The organism is Belliella filtrata (assembly GCF_022549775.1).
GTDB classification, from domain to species: domain Bacteria; phylum Bacteroidota; class Bacteroidia; order Cytophagales; family Cyclobacteriaceae; genus Belliella; species Belliella filtrata.
Genome location: NZ_JAKZGP010000002.1, coordinates 145,075 through 161,466, shown reverse-complemented (window position 1 = coordinate 161,466; position 16,392 = coordinate 145,075). Strand labels below are relative to the sequence as shown.

Here is a 16,392-nt window from a genome sequence, read left to right as displayed (position 1 = left end):
CATAGAGCTTGAAGGAAGTAAATTTCAATTCCTGTATGGTGCGATTGAGAGATTTCTGAATCCTCACGTGCAAGTTTATCCCACTCCATTTCAATTCCTGTATGGTGCGATTGAGAGAAGAATTTCTAACATACAGGATTTCCTTTCAGAGTAATTTCAATTCCTGTATGGTGCGATTGAGAGTCGTTGAAACGACAGACTAAAATAGTCAATTTTTAATCAATTTGGCTGTTTATTCAATGCAAATTCTTTGTTTAAATGCGTCGATCGGCAATAACCTGTTTATACCAGAGTTTCGACAACTTATTAAACCAATGATATTCATTGAATTAGAATTGTTTATGTTCTAAAAATCAAGTTTAGATTCAATTTTCAACGTCATTCGACAACTATAGAAAGGTATCTAGGTCATTTTTCTCTTGGCCAATCACTTCTTTATCCAGCCATTTTTCTTCTCGACTCTTAAATACTATCAAGCTATCTTCTTCGATTTTCATAATTTTCTTCGCATTAATTACCAATTCCTTATATTTTACCTCTGTGATTTCTCCTTCAAATACTGAATTTTGGATCCAATTCAAATACTTTCTACACAGCTTTAGCATTTTGCCTACTCGTCTTTCACCAATATCATAAACTAAGATAACATACATATTTTTTCATCGTTGAGAGATTAAGGGTTTTCTAATTATTATAGAACAGGTGAACTACCACCAAATCTTAAAAGGCTTATAGGTCTCCATTCCCAGAAGATGTTTGCTGAGTTTGTAGCATTCTAATTTCACCAAACTTTTGTAACTCACTTGCTTGTTCAAAGTCCGATGCTTGATCGTTTCATTGAGCCGTTCTTCAAAGGCTCGGATAAAAACCTTTTTGCCGGACTCTTTCAAAATAACTTTATTGACATGGAAATCAAAGTCCTTAGATTGGATTTCTTTTTTATTCAATACCCTAAAGATAATCCTATCGACTAGGATCGGCTTGAAAATCTCTGCCAAGTCCAATGCCAATGAATACCTTCTGTATCCAGGCTCATGCAAAAAACTGATCGTTGGATTCAATTGGGTATGGTAAATTTGATCCAAGCATAGCGTGTAGCACATCATATTGCCAAACGAAATCAAGGCATTGAGTTCATTCATTGGAGGCTGCTTACTTCTGCCTTCCATCGCATGATCCTTGACTATAATGTCAAAAGCTTGATAATATACCTGCCGAATATTGCCTTCTATTCCCATCAGTCCAGGGATGGTACTGGTATTTTCAATTTCTTGGGCATAAAGGTCAATTTTCGCTAGCTGAATCTCCAAGTCTTTGCCTCGATTATGGTAATACTTTAGGTTCTTGGACATATTGAATGCTGCTCCAGTAATCAATTTCTGGGCGATGGCCATACGCTTACCTGTGTGGAGGTAGTGCTGCGTTTGGTTGATTTGCATTTTACCAGCCAAAAGATACTCTTTGGACTGAAAACTACCCGTATAGTGCTCATAGTAATCGAAAAAGTGCACGCTAATTCCATTTTTTCCTAAAAAATTGTAGAGCGCACTGTTGGCATCCAAAGAACCAAAACAATAGAAATCCGAGACACCTTCAACGGGGATATACTTGGGTGTACCCTCTTTTCCAGACTCTTCTACCGGGGTAAACTTAAGCGTATTGTCTTTTCGGCTCATTCGGCCCCGATTGAAGAGATAGTAGGTCTTTTTCATAAATGATGAATAATGGGTGATGAATGATCGTTGATAAATGCAGCCTTATAAATGATTATTTTAAGGTTTTAGTTTTTTTCTATAGGTAGCCAAAGCTTTTACAATTTCCTCCGTCTCTGACATCAACTCATTTAAAGTTGCTACAGCTATTAAATTTAATTCCTTGATAATTTCAAGCCACTACAGTGTTTCATCTGCTTCTTCCACTACTATAGAAAGTTTGGCAAATCTTTCATTTTCTGATCTTGCACGACACATTGCTCTATAATTGGAGGCAACTGATGTTGATGATCTAATAATTTGTCTTCGGATTATTGAAACAGCGTCTGAGTACGGAATAGGTGAGAGGCATTTTATAATTTTAATAGCCAAAGTTTTAGCCCTGTCTTGAAAAATCTGATTATAGTTTATCATACAAATGGTTTTAGGAAAATATTCTCTTATCTTTTAATTACATAACACTAATCTCTTACAAATCATAATCTCCCATCTATCATCATTCATCATTTATGTCATTTTCCCCCGCATAGCAAAAATCAAAATAGCTGCATTTCTTGCAAATTGTTTTCTTCAGCAGGGGAGGGCAGTTGTCTTTGTGGATGATCTCCGAACTTTCAGAAATCCAATTTTCTACTTTTTCTTTGTCACCTTCCTCCCATTCTACGATCTCTTTTTGTTTCATTTTTGGATATTCCAAGATTGCAGAAGCCTCGTGAATTCCGTTTTTCAGCAAAACATATAAATAATACTTGACTTGGGCAAAATGAGCCTGTTCCAACTTATCAGTCTTTTTTACTTCGTGAATCACCTTGTTTTTGGCGTCATAGTAATCGATTTTGATGCCGTCCAATTCCAATTCGGTGTATTTTCTGGCTCTATCTAAATAGGTCGTTTCAGAAATCAATTTTCCTTCTGCCACTATTTGAGAGGTATGTTCCATTTGGATTCCATTGGCAAATAGCCAAAGTTTCCTATGGCAGGTGTGGAGGTAGGCGATATGTGTTCCGGTGATATTCATGGGTTTAGTAGACAAAATCAATAAATTAAAAAGGAATCTCTTTGAGTTGATCAAATAACGCCAACGACACTCAATTCATCTTTTAACGCACTTAAGCGACCGTTGGCATAGACTATTCTATTTATCAGCACATCAGTTTGATGCTGAATAGCTGGTATATCTTTAGCAATTTTTAGTATTGTAGCTACTCTTGCGTAGAAATTTCTTCCTCGCTCATCGAGAAGAAGTTCTTCTATTTTCTGGGCAAGGATGACTATAGTTTGCTCTGGGTCATGTTCTAAGCAAGGAGTCATTGTTTCGACAATATTCCACCTGTTCGTATGGTGTAGGGCGTGTTTAAGTGCTTCATTAATTTTCCCTTCCATGCACAAGACTGAGATGTATGCGGGGTGATCGTTTTGGAGTGTTTTCAAATACATCATCCGATCCTCCTCTTTCATTAGCTCTTGGATGATTCTGTAATATTTTTTGGAGAAGTTCCTCTTAATCAAATACAGTGTGACCTCTAGGTATAAGTTTGGGTCTTCATTTGGATTGAGAACATCAAAATACAGTTCTGCACTTTCATGACGAAATAATCCATTATTCCACAACTGCTTGGCGATGTCCCTGAATTTGATGCTGTTAGTAGATTTGTATAGGTCCAAAAGATCGAGTGCCACATGTACACTCAATTGAAAATAATTTAGTGCTGCTTTTTCATAGCTTTCAATTCCACCAGTTTTTCTATGTAGTTCGGTGTACAACCAGGGCAAATGTAACGCTTTGTTTTTCTCTTCTATGACATCGAGTAGGATACTCGCTTCCGAGCCAGAATGAATTAGGCTGTATAAACATGCCTCAAAAAACAACAGAAAACTCGAATCTTTAGCTTCTAATTCAGTATGCTGATCAAAAAGGAAAGTTGCAATGGTGTAGAGCTGATCTTCGGGAATTTGTATTGCCTTGAAGATCGGAAGACAGCTTTCTAAATGATTTTCAAATGCATTGAGCATCGTCAAGGTAGGATCTGGGACTTCGTAGTAATCCTCGTTGAGCTTAGCTTCCAAACATGCTTTATAAATACTGATCATATATAAGAAAGCCAAATCGAAATGTTTGATAGAGCAATACCTTTCTACTTCGCCTGCATGAATGCCGATGACCCTACTGATTTCTTCCTCAGCCATTTCTTCCAGTGCTTCATGTTCTGGAATATATCCATTGTGAGTAGGTACATAGTCATTCCAATCCAGTTCATCAAATTTGATAGATTCTAGGTCAATTTTGATCAGGTCCTTACTGGCCAATATAAAATCATCAGGATCTGACACCGTCAGCACCAGCTGTTTGTCCTTAGGCTTGAGATAAAAGTTGATAAATTGCTCTTTAAGCTGCTCATCTTGCTCAATTATAGTATTGAGAAATGAAAGTTTGAGTTGATCGGAAGCCTGTTGGTAGAATTGGTCAAACATGGGAGGGGAGAGAAGATGAAAAAGCACCTTCTTTTAGATATTCATCAAAGAAGGTGCTTTTAAAAATTAAGCGATTTGATTTTCGTAATCAAAGGCAGTCATTTTATCAATCAGCGCTTGTTCTGCCCGGTCAAGAGCATCGGCTTTTTCTCCCTTAGTATGAATAAAACCTCCTGCTTGAAGGGAAATAAATGTTTCAACTCCATTCAGGTTTTCATCAATAATTGGATCAGCTTTTCGCGAATCTTCTTCTGATAGCTTGGCTCGAATGCTACTTGCAATCAAATTGGCATTATCACTTATGGAAACAGCAAGGGTGTCCATCAAGCTAAAAGTTCTAGATTGGTTAGAAGTGATTCGCCAGTTAATTATAGCATGCGCTAAACCTTTGATCCATTCTTCCCTTAGTGATATAGGAGCGACTAAGCAGGGACCAAAGACATTTTTTGATTCAATCCAACCATCTTCTTTTAGTTTGGCTATCGTAGCATCTGCCATTTCGGGCTCCAACTGATTAGTACTTACAGAGAAAAGCCTCCGTAAATCTATCGCAATGTCAAACACGAAGAGGCCTGTTGCCCTTTCAGCAGGATTCAGCCATTTTCTTCCCAAGCTTCTGTCTGTATTTCCTTCAGTTTTCAAAACTACATCGATTTCCTCGTTGGACAGAATATTCCCCTTATCATCCCGAATGATGACGACATTATTCGGGCGTTCACTTCTGTCGAAAGAGCCTGCTTCCCCTCCGTTTGAATCCAATCCAGCTAATAATGGATGTAATGCCCTCATTGCAGAAATTGACAGAGGACTTCTTCTTTTTAACGTTCTTTCTCCACCGCCTTTTGAAGCTTTCATCCAGCCTCCAAACAATTGATCAGCATAAGTAGGGTCACATGTTCCATAAACTTCTCCTTCTTTAAGTTTCTTCTGTTTGTCTACCTCAAACAGGAAAGTCGTAGGTGAAGGGATTTGATCAATTGCCTCGCAAAGGGAGTCAATCAATGATCGCTTTACTTGTTGTCCACTGGAAAAAGGAATTTTCTTATTGAACTGAACATCGTAATAATACTTTTGGCCACTGGCTACGTTAAAAACGGTATGCTCAGCTCTCTTTAAGGTTCTTATATAAATAGTATTCATTTTTTGATTGTTTATGGTTATGATTTCTTTTGTTGGTAAGCATAGTCAAATTTTAAAAGCGTTAAAAAATAGCCAAACTCCTCATTTGTCATCAGGTGGACCTCATCTTTTAGAGTTTTTAGTGTTTCTAAATCTTCCCCTTCCAGATCAGGGATCATAAGTGTCAATGACTCTATAAATCCCCTTTTGGATTTGGATGTAAACATTTCCTTTTCTACCAGTGTGACCCTTGACATGCCTTTTCCGGTATTTCTATAGCGCAAAATGACTTCAGCCAATTTTGGGGTATAGTCTGTGATTTCTTCTTTGTTTCGTGTTAACATAGCGACTAACCAGGTTTTATATGCTTGATAATTTATTGTGTCTTCCTCTTTTTTGAAGGTTAAATTTTTGTCCTCAGTCATGTATTTTTTTAAACTGTCAGGACGTAAAGCCTGCAAACCAATACTTCCTAATTCACAAGCTCGCTTGATATGCATTCCAAAAAGGCTTTCAAATTCCTTTTTATTGATTTTAAAGTCTCCAAACAGTTTCTGATAAACTTCCTTGATATTTCCTCCTGACTTGAGTTGAAATGGAATAAAGCCTATCGTTTTATTAGTCTGCCCGAATCCATAGACATAGCCCATCATTTCATTATCAGGGAATTGGGTAGATAGACTAAAGAATAATTGACTCCAATTTACAGTGGCTACTTCTGCCAGATTGGTATCCACTTTGAAAATTTTCTGATTGGTGAGTTCTGAAAAATCAAAGTCTTCTCGATACTCATCAGGATTGAGAGAATAGGTCAACCACTGTCCATTCCAAGTATTAATTTGATTCCCACGAAGCTTTTCTAAAGTAGGGTCGTTCAAATACTTTCGGTAAACTTTCCAGCCTTCAAAGGTTTGTATTGTGATTTCGGGATTGTCAAAAAGTATCGTAAAGCCACCAGCCACACCAATCCCGAGGCTACTTCCTATCCAAGAAAGATAAACCTCCTCTTCATTTACGGGGATTTCCACATCGCTTACCAAGCCTGATGTACTGGCAAACTCTTTTGACTCAGATGCTGGATATCCTAAAGCAAAACTAGCATCAGGAATTTCATTTCCAGCCTTTTCAAACAGGTTTTCCAGTTTTTCAATTCTTGCATCTACCGAAAGTAAATGTGGTTTTTGTCCACTTTTCATTTGTACAAATGGAGAATTGGTCACCCATTGCATGTATTTGGAATGATTGTAAAATAATTCCCAATATTCTAGCTCAAAAAACTCTTTTGGGGAAAGCTCTTTGGCATACTTCTCATTGTATGCTTTTAGAAATGTTTTACCTATTACTGCTGTGATCATAATATTTGGTTATTTACATCAAAGTTGTTTTCTCTGATTTTCTTTACATCTAAGCCAATTTCAAAATCATACGCCTTATCAGGAATGATAAAGGGCTTATTGCCATTTTGCGCTTGGTTCATTCCTTTCACCGCAAAATACCTTACTGGAATTTCAAGTTCCAGCCTTCTCTCAAAATCAGTATTTTCATATATCTCCAAATCTCCTTCACAAATACAGGATACACTGTCAATTTCTAATAATTCAAAAAGAATTGATTTGCCTCTATGTGTTAGCTTGTCAATGGTGATTTTTCCATCAGATTTAAATACTGCGTGTTCTTCTATGTCCATAAAATCAATTTCTGGAAACACATAATCGATTTTACCCTGCAAATCCCTTTCTTTTAAAATCTGACTGTCCTCCAAAACATCATAAGATCTACGAAGCACTTCCACATCATAAGGCAAGGCATCATTTTTACTTTCCGGGGGAGCGATTATATAGATGGGTTTGGTTTTTCCTATGGTGTCCTTGGTTCTTTTTCGGTTTACCCTGCCAAAGCGCTGTATCATAGCATCAATAGGAGCTGTCTCAGTTATCATAAGGTCAAAACTAATATCCAGACTTACTTCTACGATCTGGGTAGAAACGACAATACATGCCTTGGTAGAAGTATTGAATTCACCAATTGGATTTCCGGCCTCATCCAAGCCTAGAAGTTGTTTTTCCTTAAAATTTCTGTCGCCTCTTTTAAAGCGACTGTGGAGCAAAAGGATTGGTGTTTCAGGATATATTTCTTTTAATTGGTCATAAGCATCTTGCGCTCTTGCGACACGGTTAAAGACTACCAATGTTTTTTTATTTTCTTCAATGGCTTGGCTGATTTTTGGCAAACTCTCTTCAAATGAATTGATTTTGTGTAAGGTATGCCTATCAAATTCATCCAGCTCTTCGAGGGTCAGTTTCTCTTCCAAAATATCCTCACCTAATTCCTCCACTATTTTCTCATAAAGCTTTGTAGGCATGGTGGCTGTACCTATATGAATGGCGCAATCCAATTGCTTAAGGATTTGAACCAATTTCAAAACGATGGCCTGGGACACCCCAGTGTAGGTGTGGATTTCATCTAAAATGAAATCACATCCTTTTAAATCGAGCAGCATGGCTTCATAACCTTTCATTCCAAAGGCTATTGCTGCCAATTGATGGGGAGTTAGAATTTTAATCGTTGACCCGAAAAGTGGTTGTAAGACACTTTCCTCTTCTTTACCATTTTGTCGGACAACCATGGAAGCCGAATGCAAAACCCGTATATCCAAGTTTGGGTTGTCCGGTTTTAAGTCCTTTGACACTCGCTTAAACATGGCATTGATTGACGCTTGAAATGGGAGTGTATAAAACACCCGTCCTTTTGTCCTTTTAAATAGATAGTCTGTTTTGCCAGCTCCTGTACTGGCCACTACAAGGGTATGTCTTTTTGAAGAAGCAGTTTCTTTATATGAAAGAGGGTAAAGGGGATGCGTACGGTTAAAAAAAGAAAGATCCGGAATCTGAAAAGCTCTATTAAGGTTTTTCTCTGTATCATTGATCAAAGCCGAAGCAAAGTGATCTGCCCCCATCAATAATCCTCGCCATTCCGCATACCCTCTGATTTTCGTTTGTTTTTTGCAATAGGTTATAGCCAAGGAAAGGTTTTGACGGGCGACCTCTTCGCCAAACGGAATACATTGTATCCCGATATCTACTAGGAGTTTAAACGCATCAGGTGCCCATTGATTCCATTGACCAACATGAAAGTCAATATAGTCATATCCGTTTTCCAAGTCCAACAACCCCTTATCTCCAGCATCGTTTTTGGCTGATTTGTGGTGAGCGATAACCATATCCAATAAAGCCGAATATTCTGATTCTGGAAATACAGATAAGAAAAGAAGAGAACTGATTTCATGTCTGAAAACTTTGCTGTTTCGTCCATTTCCTCTAATTCTTCTTTGAAACTCAGGGTGAGCCTTTCCCATATCATGTAGAATTGCACCATTAAATGCCACTGTTTTATCCATCTTTAGATAGTTGGCAAATGCTTTAGCGGCATAGGAAACGTGTAAAAGATGATCTTTTAGAGGAGTATACTCAGGTGCGGATTTAGCAAGTAGATTTTCCATCAGAAGTTGGTTACAGGTTGACCTACTACTCTAATCCAACCATACATAGGTTCATTGTTTAGCCTGTTATAGCCGACTAAAAATGATTTGTCATTTTTCCCGAAAACCAACTCGAAACCAGGGAATTTATCCTCATCTCCTTCAAATGCTTCTTTGGTAGTTTCGATGATAGAATCTGGATACATTACATCCTCGTTTCTACAAAGGCAAACATGCTGTTTAGCTGCATTAGATACATCTTCTTTAGATGTAAAAGCCAGTAACAGGGTCGGGTTTTGTAAAACTCCACGTATCAAGATTGCCTTAGGTCTGTCAAAAAGAAATTCTTTCCCTTTTCTGGTTGAATTCCAACCTCTGGTTTGAATTACTTCTTGTTGGTTACTTACTTGATCATATGACAATCTATGACCTACTATTTTATGGATACCTTCATTTCCCAGTAATTCTGGAAATAATTTCTTCTCAATCCCTTCCACAATTGATGGCGTTAAAAACTGCTGACTAAACGTTTCACTGTCTCTGACTGCCGTCCAAGGTTTAATAAAACCAAAGGGGCCTGAATATTTTACTACATAGTATTTCATACCTATTATTTTAAAGAGCCAAATCCAATTCCAGTACTATTTCCAATACCCACATTCCAAGCAAATTTGAGCTGCTCTTCACTACCCTCAATAATTACAGGACACATACTCGCTCTGCATTTGATGCCATTATAATTGATCATCTTGGTACTTGGTTTTTGATACGTATAGTCGAAATAGACCTTCACACCATTTGAGTCAAGACTTGCTTTTTCAAGTTTAGCTTGGAGGGTTTGGGTCATGTAAAGGCCTGAGTCAGCATCAGAAAATGTATAATGATGTACTCTTTCTTCTAATTTCCTTTTGATGAAAATGGGACTGTTTAAGAAAAACCGTTGAATTGGCTCAACTCTAGGATCCTCCATAATCGATACTTCTTTGACCCTCATTCCAAAATTCAATTCAGGGTCGTTTTGTATTCCTTTGATAAGTGTTTTTATCAAAGCTGTATCGTAGGAACTGATTTGCCAATAGGCACCATTTTTAAAATCAAAACCTTTTTTATCAATTCTTCCTCCCATTAGCCAGGATAGAGAATATAGAGAAATATCATCATGAACATGGTTTTCTCCAAGCCATTTGTGGAATGTACCAACAAGATTTCTTTGATATTCAAAAGGCACTACTTCAGTGTTTCTGCTAAGTTTTATATCTATTCTCATATACTTTTTTATTAATCACCGAGCCTTCTCAAAAGCCCCACATTCAAAATTTGCTTCATTTCTTTGATCATACCTTGTCATGTTACAAAGTATATTTTCAACCTTATCTGATTCTTCGTCATGTTTGCACAGTAAGCACAGGCATGGTTTCTTTATGGTCAATGGGTCTATTTTATTTCCATCATCATCATAAAATCCATTTAACTCCATCATACCACACCTCCTTTCACCTCCACACAGCCAAAGCCCTGACTACCTAAATGTCCAAATCCTGCGTGGTAGCCGATCTCATGCAGTTCAACAGGAGCTTTTAACTCAAATTCAAAGCTGTAGCCTATAAGTTGGGTTTCTTTTTCTGTCAGTTGTTTGATTTTGACCCCATTCTTGAAAATCTTGCCAATAGGAGTAAATTCAAAGTCAGGGATTTGGCCTCCGGTAGGGGATTCATCCCATTGATTGGCCAATTCATAAGCTTTGGATTTTGAAAGCAGGTTTTGCATTAAAAGAATTCCATAGTGGCTGTTTTCCGGATGGAGGTAATCTTCTCCGCCACCAGACCTTTTTCTGCGGAGAAACACAGGTGAAAGACATCTGTACCTCATGTTTTCCTTAAACAAAGGAGGCTGTACTGCCTCGATAGAACTTATCTGGTAAAATACCCTGCTGATTTTGTCACCTAATACAAATTCCTGATCTAAAAACAGACCTTTTATGAATTCTTCAGCGGCTTTGTCAATCAGGAAACTGATCTCAAAGAAGGCAGCATTCCCTTGATGATGTATTCGACCTGCATCTTTGATCACCTTGAATTGCTCAAAAAATATTCTAGAGAAAGTAAATAAGCGAAATTTATTACCAAACGCCAAATAACCCTCTTCATGCAAAAACCTACTGAAATCACTATCTGCACGATCTATAGTTTTATATATAGCAGCAGAGAGTTCATACTGGTAATTGATAGGTAAAAAACTCTCTTGACCAAACTTGTTAATATGTATCCTGAATCGCATAGGCTTTTATTTTGGGACAATCTAAGGATCTGTTTATCAATAAACTAATCTACTGACACAAATTGTCGTTCTTTGACTAAATTTATTTGATATCGTAAGATTGGGAAAATATGCTAGTCAAACAATACCCTAATCAGGGTATTTTTACTCAAGCTCACTTGATTACTTGTCACTTTTATGAGAAAGTGGCGACTGACTTTTGGAGTTCTCTCAGTTGATAGTTGTTCAGGTCTCTTGATGTGAAATCAGTTTACTTGAAGGTTGAACCAAATTAATATGGTAAACTAAATCACTGATATCTACTTGAACCCAATTCAAGATCCTTTTAATCCATCTATAAGACTTAAGAAACTACGTTTGGCTTCTAATGAAAAGCTAAAAAACAAAATCTAAAATATTAAAGTAGGGGATACCATACCCAAACCAAAGCAGAATCTGCCTATTAAAACCAAAAATTAAAAAAATCTTCCTGAAATTTACCAAATAGCATATTATTCCACCTAGAAAACCACACCCTGCTGATGTATGCCATTGCGTAGACCTAAGGATTCATAAATACCAAAAAAACAAACACATTTTCCATAAAAAGCTCCTATAGATTTTATCTCCTGTCAAGGCCTATCGATAGGGAAGGTAGGAAGGGATTTCGAATAGTGGGTTAAATATTACTTCGCGTGTATTGCTTAAAATTGTTTCTCAAAAGTGCTTCCGTTGAACTTGTATATTTTTCCATCTGCCATTCCAAACCATAATTCCTTATTTCTATCTTCATAAATAGAAAGAACGAAATCATTTTCCAATCCATTTTCCTTGGTATAATTTTCAAACTTTTCACCATCAAATTTCCAAATTCCAGCATCTCTGTCTCCAAACCAAATGTTTCCACTTTTGTCTTCAGCAATTGTAAAAACATGCTCCAGTGTGCCTTTTGGTGATTTCTGGCTTCATTAAGTTTGCTATTGGGATGAATTAAGCCATGTTTATTTGAAAAATTTATGATTGAATCACCTTCTTTTAGTAATACACCAATTCCGTTGTTCCCAATCCAAAGTCTACCTTTTGAATCCTCATAAATACTTCTAATATGCAAAGCTTCAACTTTCCTATCATACCCTAGGGTATCATCGTTAACAATTGTGAAATCATTTCCATTATAGCCGAAAATTCCTGCATAGGTAGCAAACCAAATCATATTATTTTTTCCACTTGCAATATCTGTTACCGCAAATAAGTTATCGGATAAATTAATGACTTTTTGAGGTGGCAAATCTAAATAATGTAATTCATGACCATCGTATCTATAAACTCCCGATTTATTATCAGCCTCAAACCATAAGTCATTTTCGGTTTTCATCCAGCCACTTTGCTTTTTGTCATTGCCTTGAATTGGTAAAACACCTTGAGAATTTCCCTTACTTGGATTTGTTCGATTACTAATCCTTGTTCCATCATAACTACTAACACCTGATTGAGTACCAAACCATAAAACCCCATTCTTATCTTCTTGAATGGAGTGGATTTGATTGTCAGAAAGCCCATAGTAATTGTCGAAATACTTAAATGATTTACCGTTGTAAACAGCAACACCTTCTTGGAGACTTCCAAACCAAAAATTACCTTTACTGTCTTGAAAAATGGCACGGATTCCTGAAGTAAATTTTAAGGTATCTTTTAATTCATTTGACTCCAAGTCAAGTTTGTTCGTGTGCCCATCTATTGACTTCTTTTCAGCACAAGAAAAGTTTAAGTTCAAAATAAATATCAGGCATACTAATTTGAGGGTTACATTCATATCAGATTCGTATAATGTTTAGAATTGCCAAAATTTAATCAAATATATTGGACAAAAGAAAGAGATATATATCCTAATTAGTCGAGACATACCATTAATTATGTAAGAGTATTCTATAAACTCAATTAGCCCAATCTTTTCTCCCAAATCCTTTCATACTCTACCTAATACAATCCAGATCCTCCCACAGATTCTAAGAAATCAATCATTGAATCAAAGTCAAGCTAGAAGACCAAATCTCAAAACAAAGCGTAGGGGTGGCCATAACCAAAGTAAAAACTCCCAAATACAACCAAAACTAGAAAAATCACTATATAAAATTCATCAATCAGCCACTTACCTAGCAAACCCTTTGCTCTGCGGATGTCGGTCAATAGGTCATAGGCGCACACGGTAGCGACTAGCCTCCCGATCATTATCGACAACCCTGAAAGATGAATGCATCAATGAGGTCTTACCGATAGTATCGGTAGGAAGTACTTTTGGTTCGTGGGCTAAATGTTAATGGTTCGCTGTCCTATTCAATTTAATTAGTAGCCCTTCTAATATCTCATCATTATCATCTAATAAATGGTCTTGAATATAGATGTCAGGTTTTAAACCTTCTAATTTTCTACTTCCATTTACCCTAATAATATAGCTTTTTGGTACTTTGACCACTATGCCACTGTGGGGAAGTGAATATGAAAACTGTGAAGCATATAATGTTGGAGATTCACCTGTTTCCTCACCAACTATTTTTCCAAAATTATAGTCTAGAATAAGTGCTGCACTTACAGCAGCCATAGAGTATGTTTGCCTATTTACTAAGATATATACTCTGCCATTAAATCTTTTTGATTTCTCTACAGGTTTATACTTTGGGAAATCATGATTGAATATCTGACCGTCTGTATTATTCAAAATCTTTTTTGAATATTCATCAGTAGTATCTGCCTGTAATAATGTATGTTCTTTCAGTATCTTGCTTGTCTTTACGGAAAAACTGGAATACCATTTGAAAGGTTTATTTGCAAAATAGGATATTAGGTAATCACTATAAGCATTATGACCTCCTGGGTTATTTCTAAAGTCAATAATTAAATTTTTAGCTTTTCGATCTTTTATTACAGTGAATGTTGAGTCAATGAAATTTTTAAACAGCTTTTCTCCATCTACTTCATTGCTGCCAAATTGACCTGCATTTAGATAAGCAACATCTCCGTAAAATTTTAATGTTTTTTTAGGATTTAAAATTTCTCCGTTCCTATTAGTTTCATAGTCCATTACAGAGATTGAGTTCACCTCTAAATTGATTACTTTGTTATTTTTATTCTTAATTTGAATAAGCCATTGGTCCTTTCTGCCTTTCAATTGATAAAAAAGTCTTGGGAATGACCAGAATTCTATTTTGGCATTTTTAAAATAGGCTCTTTCTGCTGAGACAAGGGGATTAAATTGTTTCCATATATCATCTATTGGTATTTTGTCAATGGATAATATTTCATCTCCAATTGAAATCTCTTTGTTTAATGAAAAGATCTTGCGTATAAATACCTTTTCATTTTCAAACGCCAGCTCCAAAGGGAATACTGTACCACCAGCATATGCGTAATCTATATAAGATGAAGCAGGATAATCTATTTCACAATGTCCTGTATTTGAAAAACTCACTAACCTTTGAAAAAAAGAAGTTGCTTCTAATAAAGTCAATGAATCCGTAGTCAAGTTTGATTTCAGATGACTAAACAAGCTGTCATATTTTTCTTTACTTTGAAAAGCAAAAAGATTATAATGTGTGTCTTTTAAAGATTGATATAAATAGTCAAAGTCCTCTTTTATAACCTGGTTGGATAATTTAGGTGATGTATTTTGTGCAAATGAAACTTTGCTTAACAATAAAATTATTAGTAATATAAATTGAAATCTCATTAAGGTAAGTTTTTATGCTTTGGACTTACAATTTTGACTAATGCTTATTATATCGATTAAACTAAGCTGATTTAGAGGTTTAATCCTAATTAGCAAGACCGAATTTATCAATTCCCTTAGCAATTCGATCAACTATACTGTGTTTAATTCTTTCAATATATGTTATTTTCTAATTTATCAATTAATTATTTGATAATGAGGAAATCTGCTAATGAGATGATGTCTATGGCACAATGGCCACCATATATTGGATGCCAATGAGTCTTAATTCCTCTTGAATTTGCCAAATCAACCAGCGTTTCTGTGCCTTCATAGTTACCAAATTTATCATATATACCACAAGACAGATACAATTCAGGGTAATCTTTATTTGCCTTTTTAATCAGCTCAATCGGAGAAATTTCATTCCACTCTTCATCATTTAAAACATATTTTTTAGCCATTAAGTATATTCCCATAGCAATTTTAGGATCTGCACCCGTTCGCTTCATAGCTGCCATTATTTTATCAAAATCTGAAAATGGCGAATCTATATATACGCCAGGACATAATGATGCAATTCTTGAGAACAATTCAGGATGACTAAGTCCTAAAATCAAAACATTAAGTCCACCCATGGATTCACCGACTAAAATTCGGTTTTTTGGTTTACCTATTTTAGATTCAATAAATGGCATATTTGCTATGAAGTCATCCATTAAGCCACTCTCTGTTTTAGAGTTTTTAGATGTTAGTAACCATTCAGGGCCATAGGAAATTAATACAACTGTTGGTGGCTTCACTTTTGATTTTTGCCAATGAGACTGAATCATTGATGTAAAGTAGGTGTCATCATTCCAAATAGTATGATCTAAATTCCTTCCGTGAAAATGGTAAATGATATCATCATTTACTCCATCATTTCCTTTATAAATTGAAAAAATCAAATCTCCTCTTGTAAATGTTTCAGATTCAGATGAGATGAAACCAACTTTTTGAGCTCCCCAAGGACTTGTGAATTTCCCATACAACCAATATAGAGTTATTGATATAATTAATATCAGAAAAAAAAATCTAAGATTTTTTGTTGAAATAGTTATAGATTTCATTTACTTGATTTAGGGATTAAAGTGTTTATCTAATTAATAATTTGAAAAGATTTATTGTGTTATACTGCTTTTAAACGAGTATTGAAAGGGAATTGCTCTCTAACTTCCCCATTCCACAGGTCTTATGAAAATTGATGCAGTTTGTGAGTAGCACTCTTATCAGGCAAGGAGGGTCAATTGGGTTTGTAAAATCTTCGCTACTAAATTAACTGAGGTTGAGTCAATTTCCAATGTTAATAAAAATAATCATCTCTCAAACCCAATCCAATTCCCTCATGATGTACTTATAGGATCAAATAAATCAAGGGTAGACCCCAAGTCAAACTAGCGTATCCATTTCAATAAAAAGGGTAGTGGAAACCATACCCTAGACAAAATCTTCCAAATACCACCAAAAACTAAAACAACCACTTCCTAAAACCCACACGCTAGTGCCATTCCAGCTACGGAACCCCTCCATCTGCGGTTGTACGCCACGTCGCACAAGACAGTCAATACGCCATAGGCACCCACGGCACCCACTACGTCTGAATCACTACCGGT

Annotated in this window: 15 protein-coding genes and 1 CRISPR repeat array (1 of these 16 only partly in view); all 15 genes read right to left on the bottom strand. The window is 36.1% G+C overall.

The genetic code is table 11. The features are described 5' to 3' along the window. A CRISPR array of direct repeats spans positions 1 to 183; the repeat unit is 30 nt; unit sequence ATTTCAATTCCTGTATGGTGCGATTGAGAG (it extends 5,979 nt beyond the left edge of the window). Between the two features lie 206 nt (positions 184 to 389). Continuing rightward, entirely contained in the window at positions 390 to 653 is a 264-nt protein-coding gene (gene cas2 / locus MM239_RS02070) for a CRISPR-associated endonuclease Cas2 (protein WP_241346178.1), read from the bottom strand. A 54-nt stretch (positions 654 to 707) separates the two neighbouring features. Further along, on the bottom strand, positions 708 to 1,676 hold the full coding sequence (gene cas1b, locus MM239_RS02065) for a type I-B CRISPR-associated endonuclease Cas1b (protein ID WP_241346176.1): 969 nt from the start codon (positions 1,674 to 1,676) through the stop codon (positions 708 to 710). A gap of 216 nt (positions 1,677 to 1,892) precedes the next feature. Continuing rightward, positions 1,893 to 2,126 (bottom strand): four helix bundle protein, encoded by a 234-nt coding sequence (locus tag MM239_RS02060; RefSeq protein WP_241346173.1) that lies wholly within the window; start codon positions 2,124 to 2,126, stop codon positions 1,893 to 1,895. 82 nt (positions 2,127 to 2,208) lie between these two features. Continuing rightward, entirely contained in the window at positions 2,209 to 2,730 is a 522-nt protein-coding gene (gene cas4 / locus MM239_RS02055) for a CRISPR-associated protein Cas4 (protein WP_241346172.1), read from the bottom strand. A gap of 50 nt (positions 2,731 to 2,780) precedes the next feature. Continuing rightward, the gene (locus MM239_RS02050; protein WP_241346170.1) at positions 2,781 to 4,184 is read right to left on the bottom strand and encodes a hypothetical protein; all 1,404 of its coding nucleotides are present in this window, start codon (positions 4,182 to 4,184) and stop codon (positions 2,781 to 2,783) included. 66 nt (positions 4,185 to 4,250) lie between these two features. Beyond that, positions 4,251 to 5,324 carry a CRISPR-associated protein Cas7 gene (locus MM239_RS02045; RefSeq protein ID WP_241346168.1) on the bottom strand — a complete coding sequence of 358 codons (1,074 nt, stop codon included), beginning with the start codon at positions 5,322 to 5,324 and terminating at the stop codon, positions 4,251 to 4,253. Positions 5,325 to 5,341: 17 nt separating this feature from the next. Continuing rightward, positions 5,342 to 6,658, bottom strand: coding sequence for a hypothetical protein (locus MM239_RS02040; protein WP_241346167.1), 1,317 nt, complete (start codon positions 6,656 to 6,658; stop codon positions 5,342 to 5,344). Then, complete coding sequence (gene cas3, locus MM239_RS02035) at positions 6,655 to 8,802, bottom strand: CRISPR-associated helicase Cas3' (protein WP_241346165.1); 2,148 nt, start codon at positions 8,800 to 8,802, stop codon at positions 6,655 to 6,657. The genes MM239_RS02040 and cas3 overlap by 4 nt, the downstream gene beginning before the upstream one ends. After that, a complete protein-coding gene (locus tag MM239_RS02030) occupies positions 8,802 to 9,386 on the bottom strand; it encodes a hypothetical protein (protein WP_241346163.1) in 585 nt (194 codons plus the stop codon). Before MM239_RS02030 ends, cas3 begins: the two co-directional genes overlap by 1 nt. 5 nt (positions 9,387 to 9,391) lie before the next feature. Further along, complete coding sequence (gene cas6, locus MM239_RS02025; protein ID WP_241346161.1) at positions 9,392 to 10,048, bottom strand: CRISPR-associated endoribonuclease Cas6; 657 nt, start codon at positions 10,046 to 10,048, stop codon at positions 9,392 to 9,394. A gap of 15 nt (positions 10,049 to 10,063) precedes the next feature. After that, positions 10,064 to 10,261 carry a hypothetical protein gene (locus tag MM239_RS02020; RefSeq protein WP_241346159.1) on the bottom strand — a complete coding sequence of 66 codons (198 nt, stop codon included), beginning with the start codon at positions 10,259 to 10,261 and terminating at the stop codon, positions 10,064 to 10,066. Further along, positions 10,258 to 11,058 carry a CRISPR-associated endoribonuclease Cas6 gene (gene cas6, locus MM239_RS02015; protein ID WP_241346157.1) on the bottom strand — a complete coding sequence of 267 codons (801 nt, stop codon included), beginning with the start codon at positions 11,056 to 11,058 and terminating at the stop codon, positions 10,258 to 10,260. Before cas6 (MM239_RS02015) ends, MM239_RS02020 begins: the two co-directional genes overlap by 4 nt. 658 nt (positions 11,059 to 11,716) lie before the next feature. After that, entirely contained in the window at positions 11,717 to 12,850 is a 1,134-nt protein-coding gene (locus tag MM239_RS02005; protein WP_449495059.1) for a ligand-binding sensor domain-containing protein, read from the bottom strand. Between the two features lie 501 nt (positions 12,851 to 13,351). Beyond that, positions 13,352 to 14,761 carry a S41 family peptidase gene (locus MM239_RS02000; protein WP_241346155.1) on the bottom strand — a complete coding sequence of 470 codons (1,410 nt, stop codon included), beginning with the start codon at positions 14,759 to 14,761 and terminating at the stop codon, positions 13,352 to 13,354. 185 nt (positions 14,762 to 14,946) lie between these two features. After that, positions 14,947 to 15,849, bottom strand: coding sequence for an alpha/beta hydrolase (locus tag MM239_RS01995; RefSeq protein ID WP_241346154.1), 903 nt, complete (start codon positions 15,847 to 15,849; stop codon positions 14,947 to 14,949). Positions 15,850 to 16,392 lie beyond the last annotated feature (543 nt).

Excerpts from the sequence above, each read along its gene's own strand:
- cas2 (WP_241346178.1), bottom strand. The coding sequence starts at position 653 with ATGTATGTTATCTTAGTTTATGATATTGGTGAAAGACGAGTAGGCAAA.
- cas1b (WP_241346176.1), bottom strand. The coding sequence starts at position 1,676 with ATGAGCCGAAAAGACAATACGCTTAAGTTTACCCCGGTAGAAGAGTCT.
- MM239_RS02060 (WP_241346173.1), bottom strand. The coding sequence starts at position 2,126 with ATGATAAACTATAATCAGATTTTTCAAGACAGGGCTAAAACTTTGGCT.
- cas4 (WP_241346172.1), bottom strand. The coding sequence starts at position 2,730 with ATGAATATCACCGGAACACATATCGCCTACCTCCACACCTGCCATAGG.
- MM239_RS02050 (WP_241346170.1), bottom strand. The coding sequence starts at position 4,184 with ATGTTTGACCAATTCTACCAACAGGCTTCCGATCAACTCAAACTTTCA.
- MM239_RS02045 (WP_241346168.1), bottom strand. The coding sequence starts at position 5,324 with ATGAATACTATTTATATAAGAACCTTAAAGAGAGCTGAGCATACCGTT.
- MM239_RS02040 (WP_241346167.1), bottom strand. The coding sequence starts at position 6,658 with ATGATCACAGCAGTAATAGGTAAAACATTTCTAAAAGCATACAATGAG.
- cas3 (WP_241346165.1), bottom strand. The coding sequence starts at position 8,802 with ATGGAAAATCTACTTGCTAAATCCGCACCTGAGTATACTCCTCTAAAA.
- MM239_RS02030 (WP_241346163.1), bottom strand. The coding sequence starts at position 9,386 with ATGAAATACTATGTAGTAAAATATTCAGGCCCCTTTGGTTTTATTAAA.
- cas6 (WP_241346161.1), bottom strand. The coding sequence starts at position 10,048 with ATGAGAATAGATATAAAACTTAGCAGAAACACTGAAGTAGTGCCTTTT.
- MM239_RS02020 (WP_241346159.1), bottom strand. The coding sequence starts at position 10,261 with ATGATGGAGTTAAATGGATTTTATGATGATGATGGAAATAAAATAGAC.
- cas6 (WP_241346157.1), bottom strand. The coding sequence starts at position 11,058 with ATGCGATTCAGGATACATATTAACAAGTTTGGTCAAGAGAGTTTTTTA.
- MM239_RS02005 (WP_449495059.1), bottom strand. The coding sequence starts at position 12,850 with ATGAATGTAACCCTCAAATTAGTATGCCTGATATTTATTTTGAACTTA.
- MM239_RS02000 (WP_241346155.1), bottom strand. The coding sequence starts at position 14,761 with ATGAGATTTCAATTTATATTACTAATAATTTTATTGTTAAGCAAAGTT.
- MM239_RS01995 (WP_241346154.1), bottom strand. The coding sequence starts at position 15,849 with ATGAAATCTATAACTATTTCAACAAAAAATCTTAGATTTTTTTTTCTG.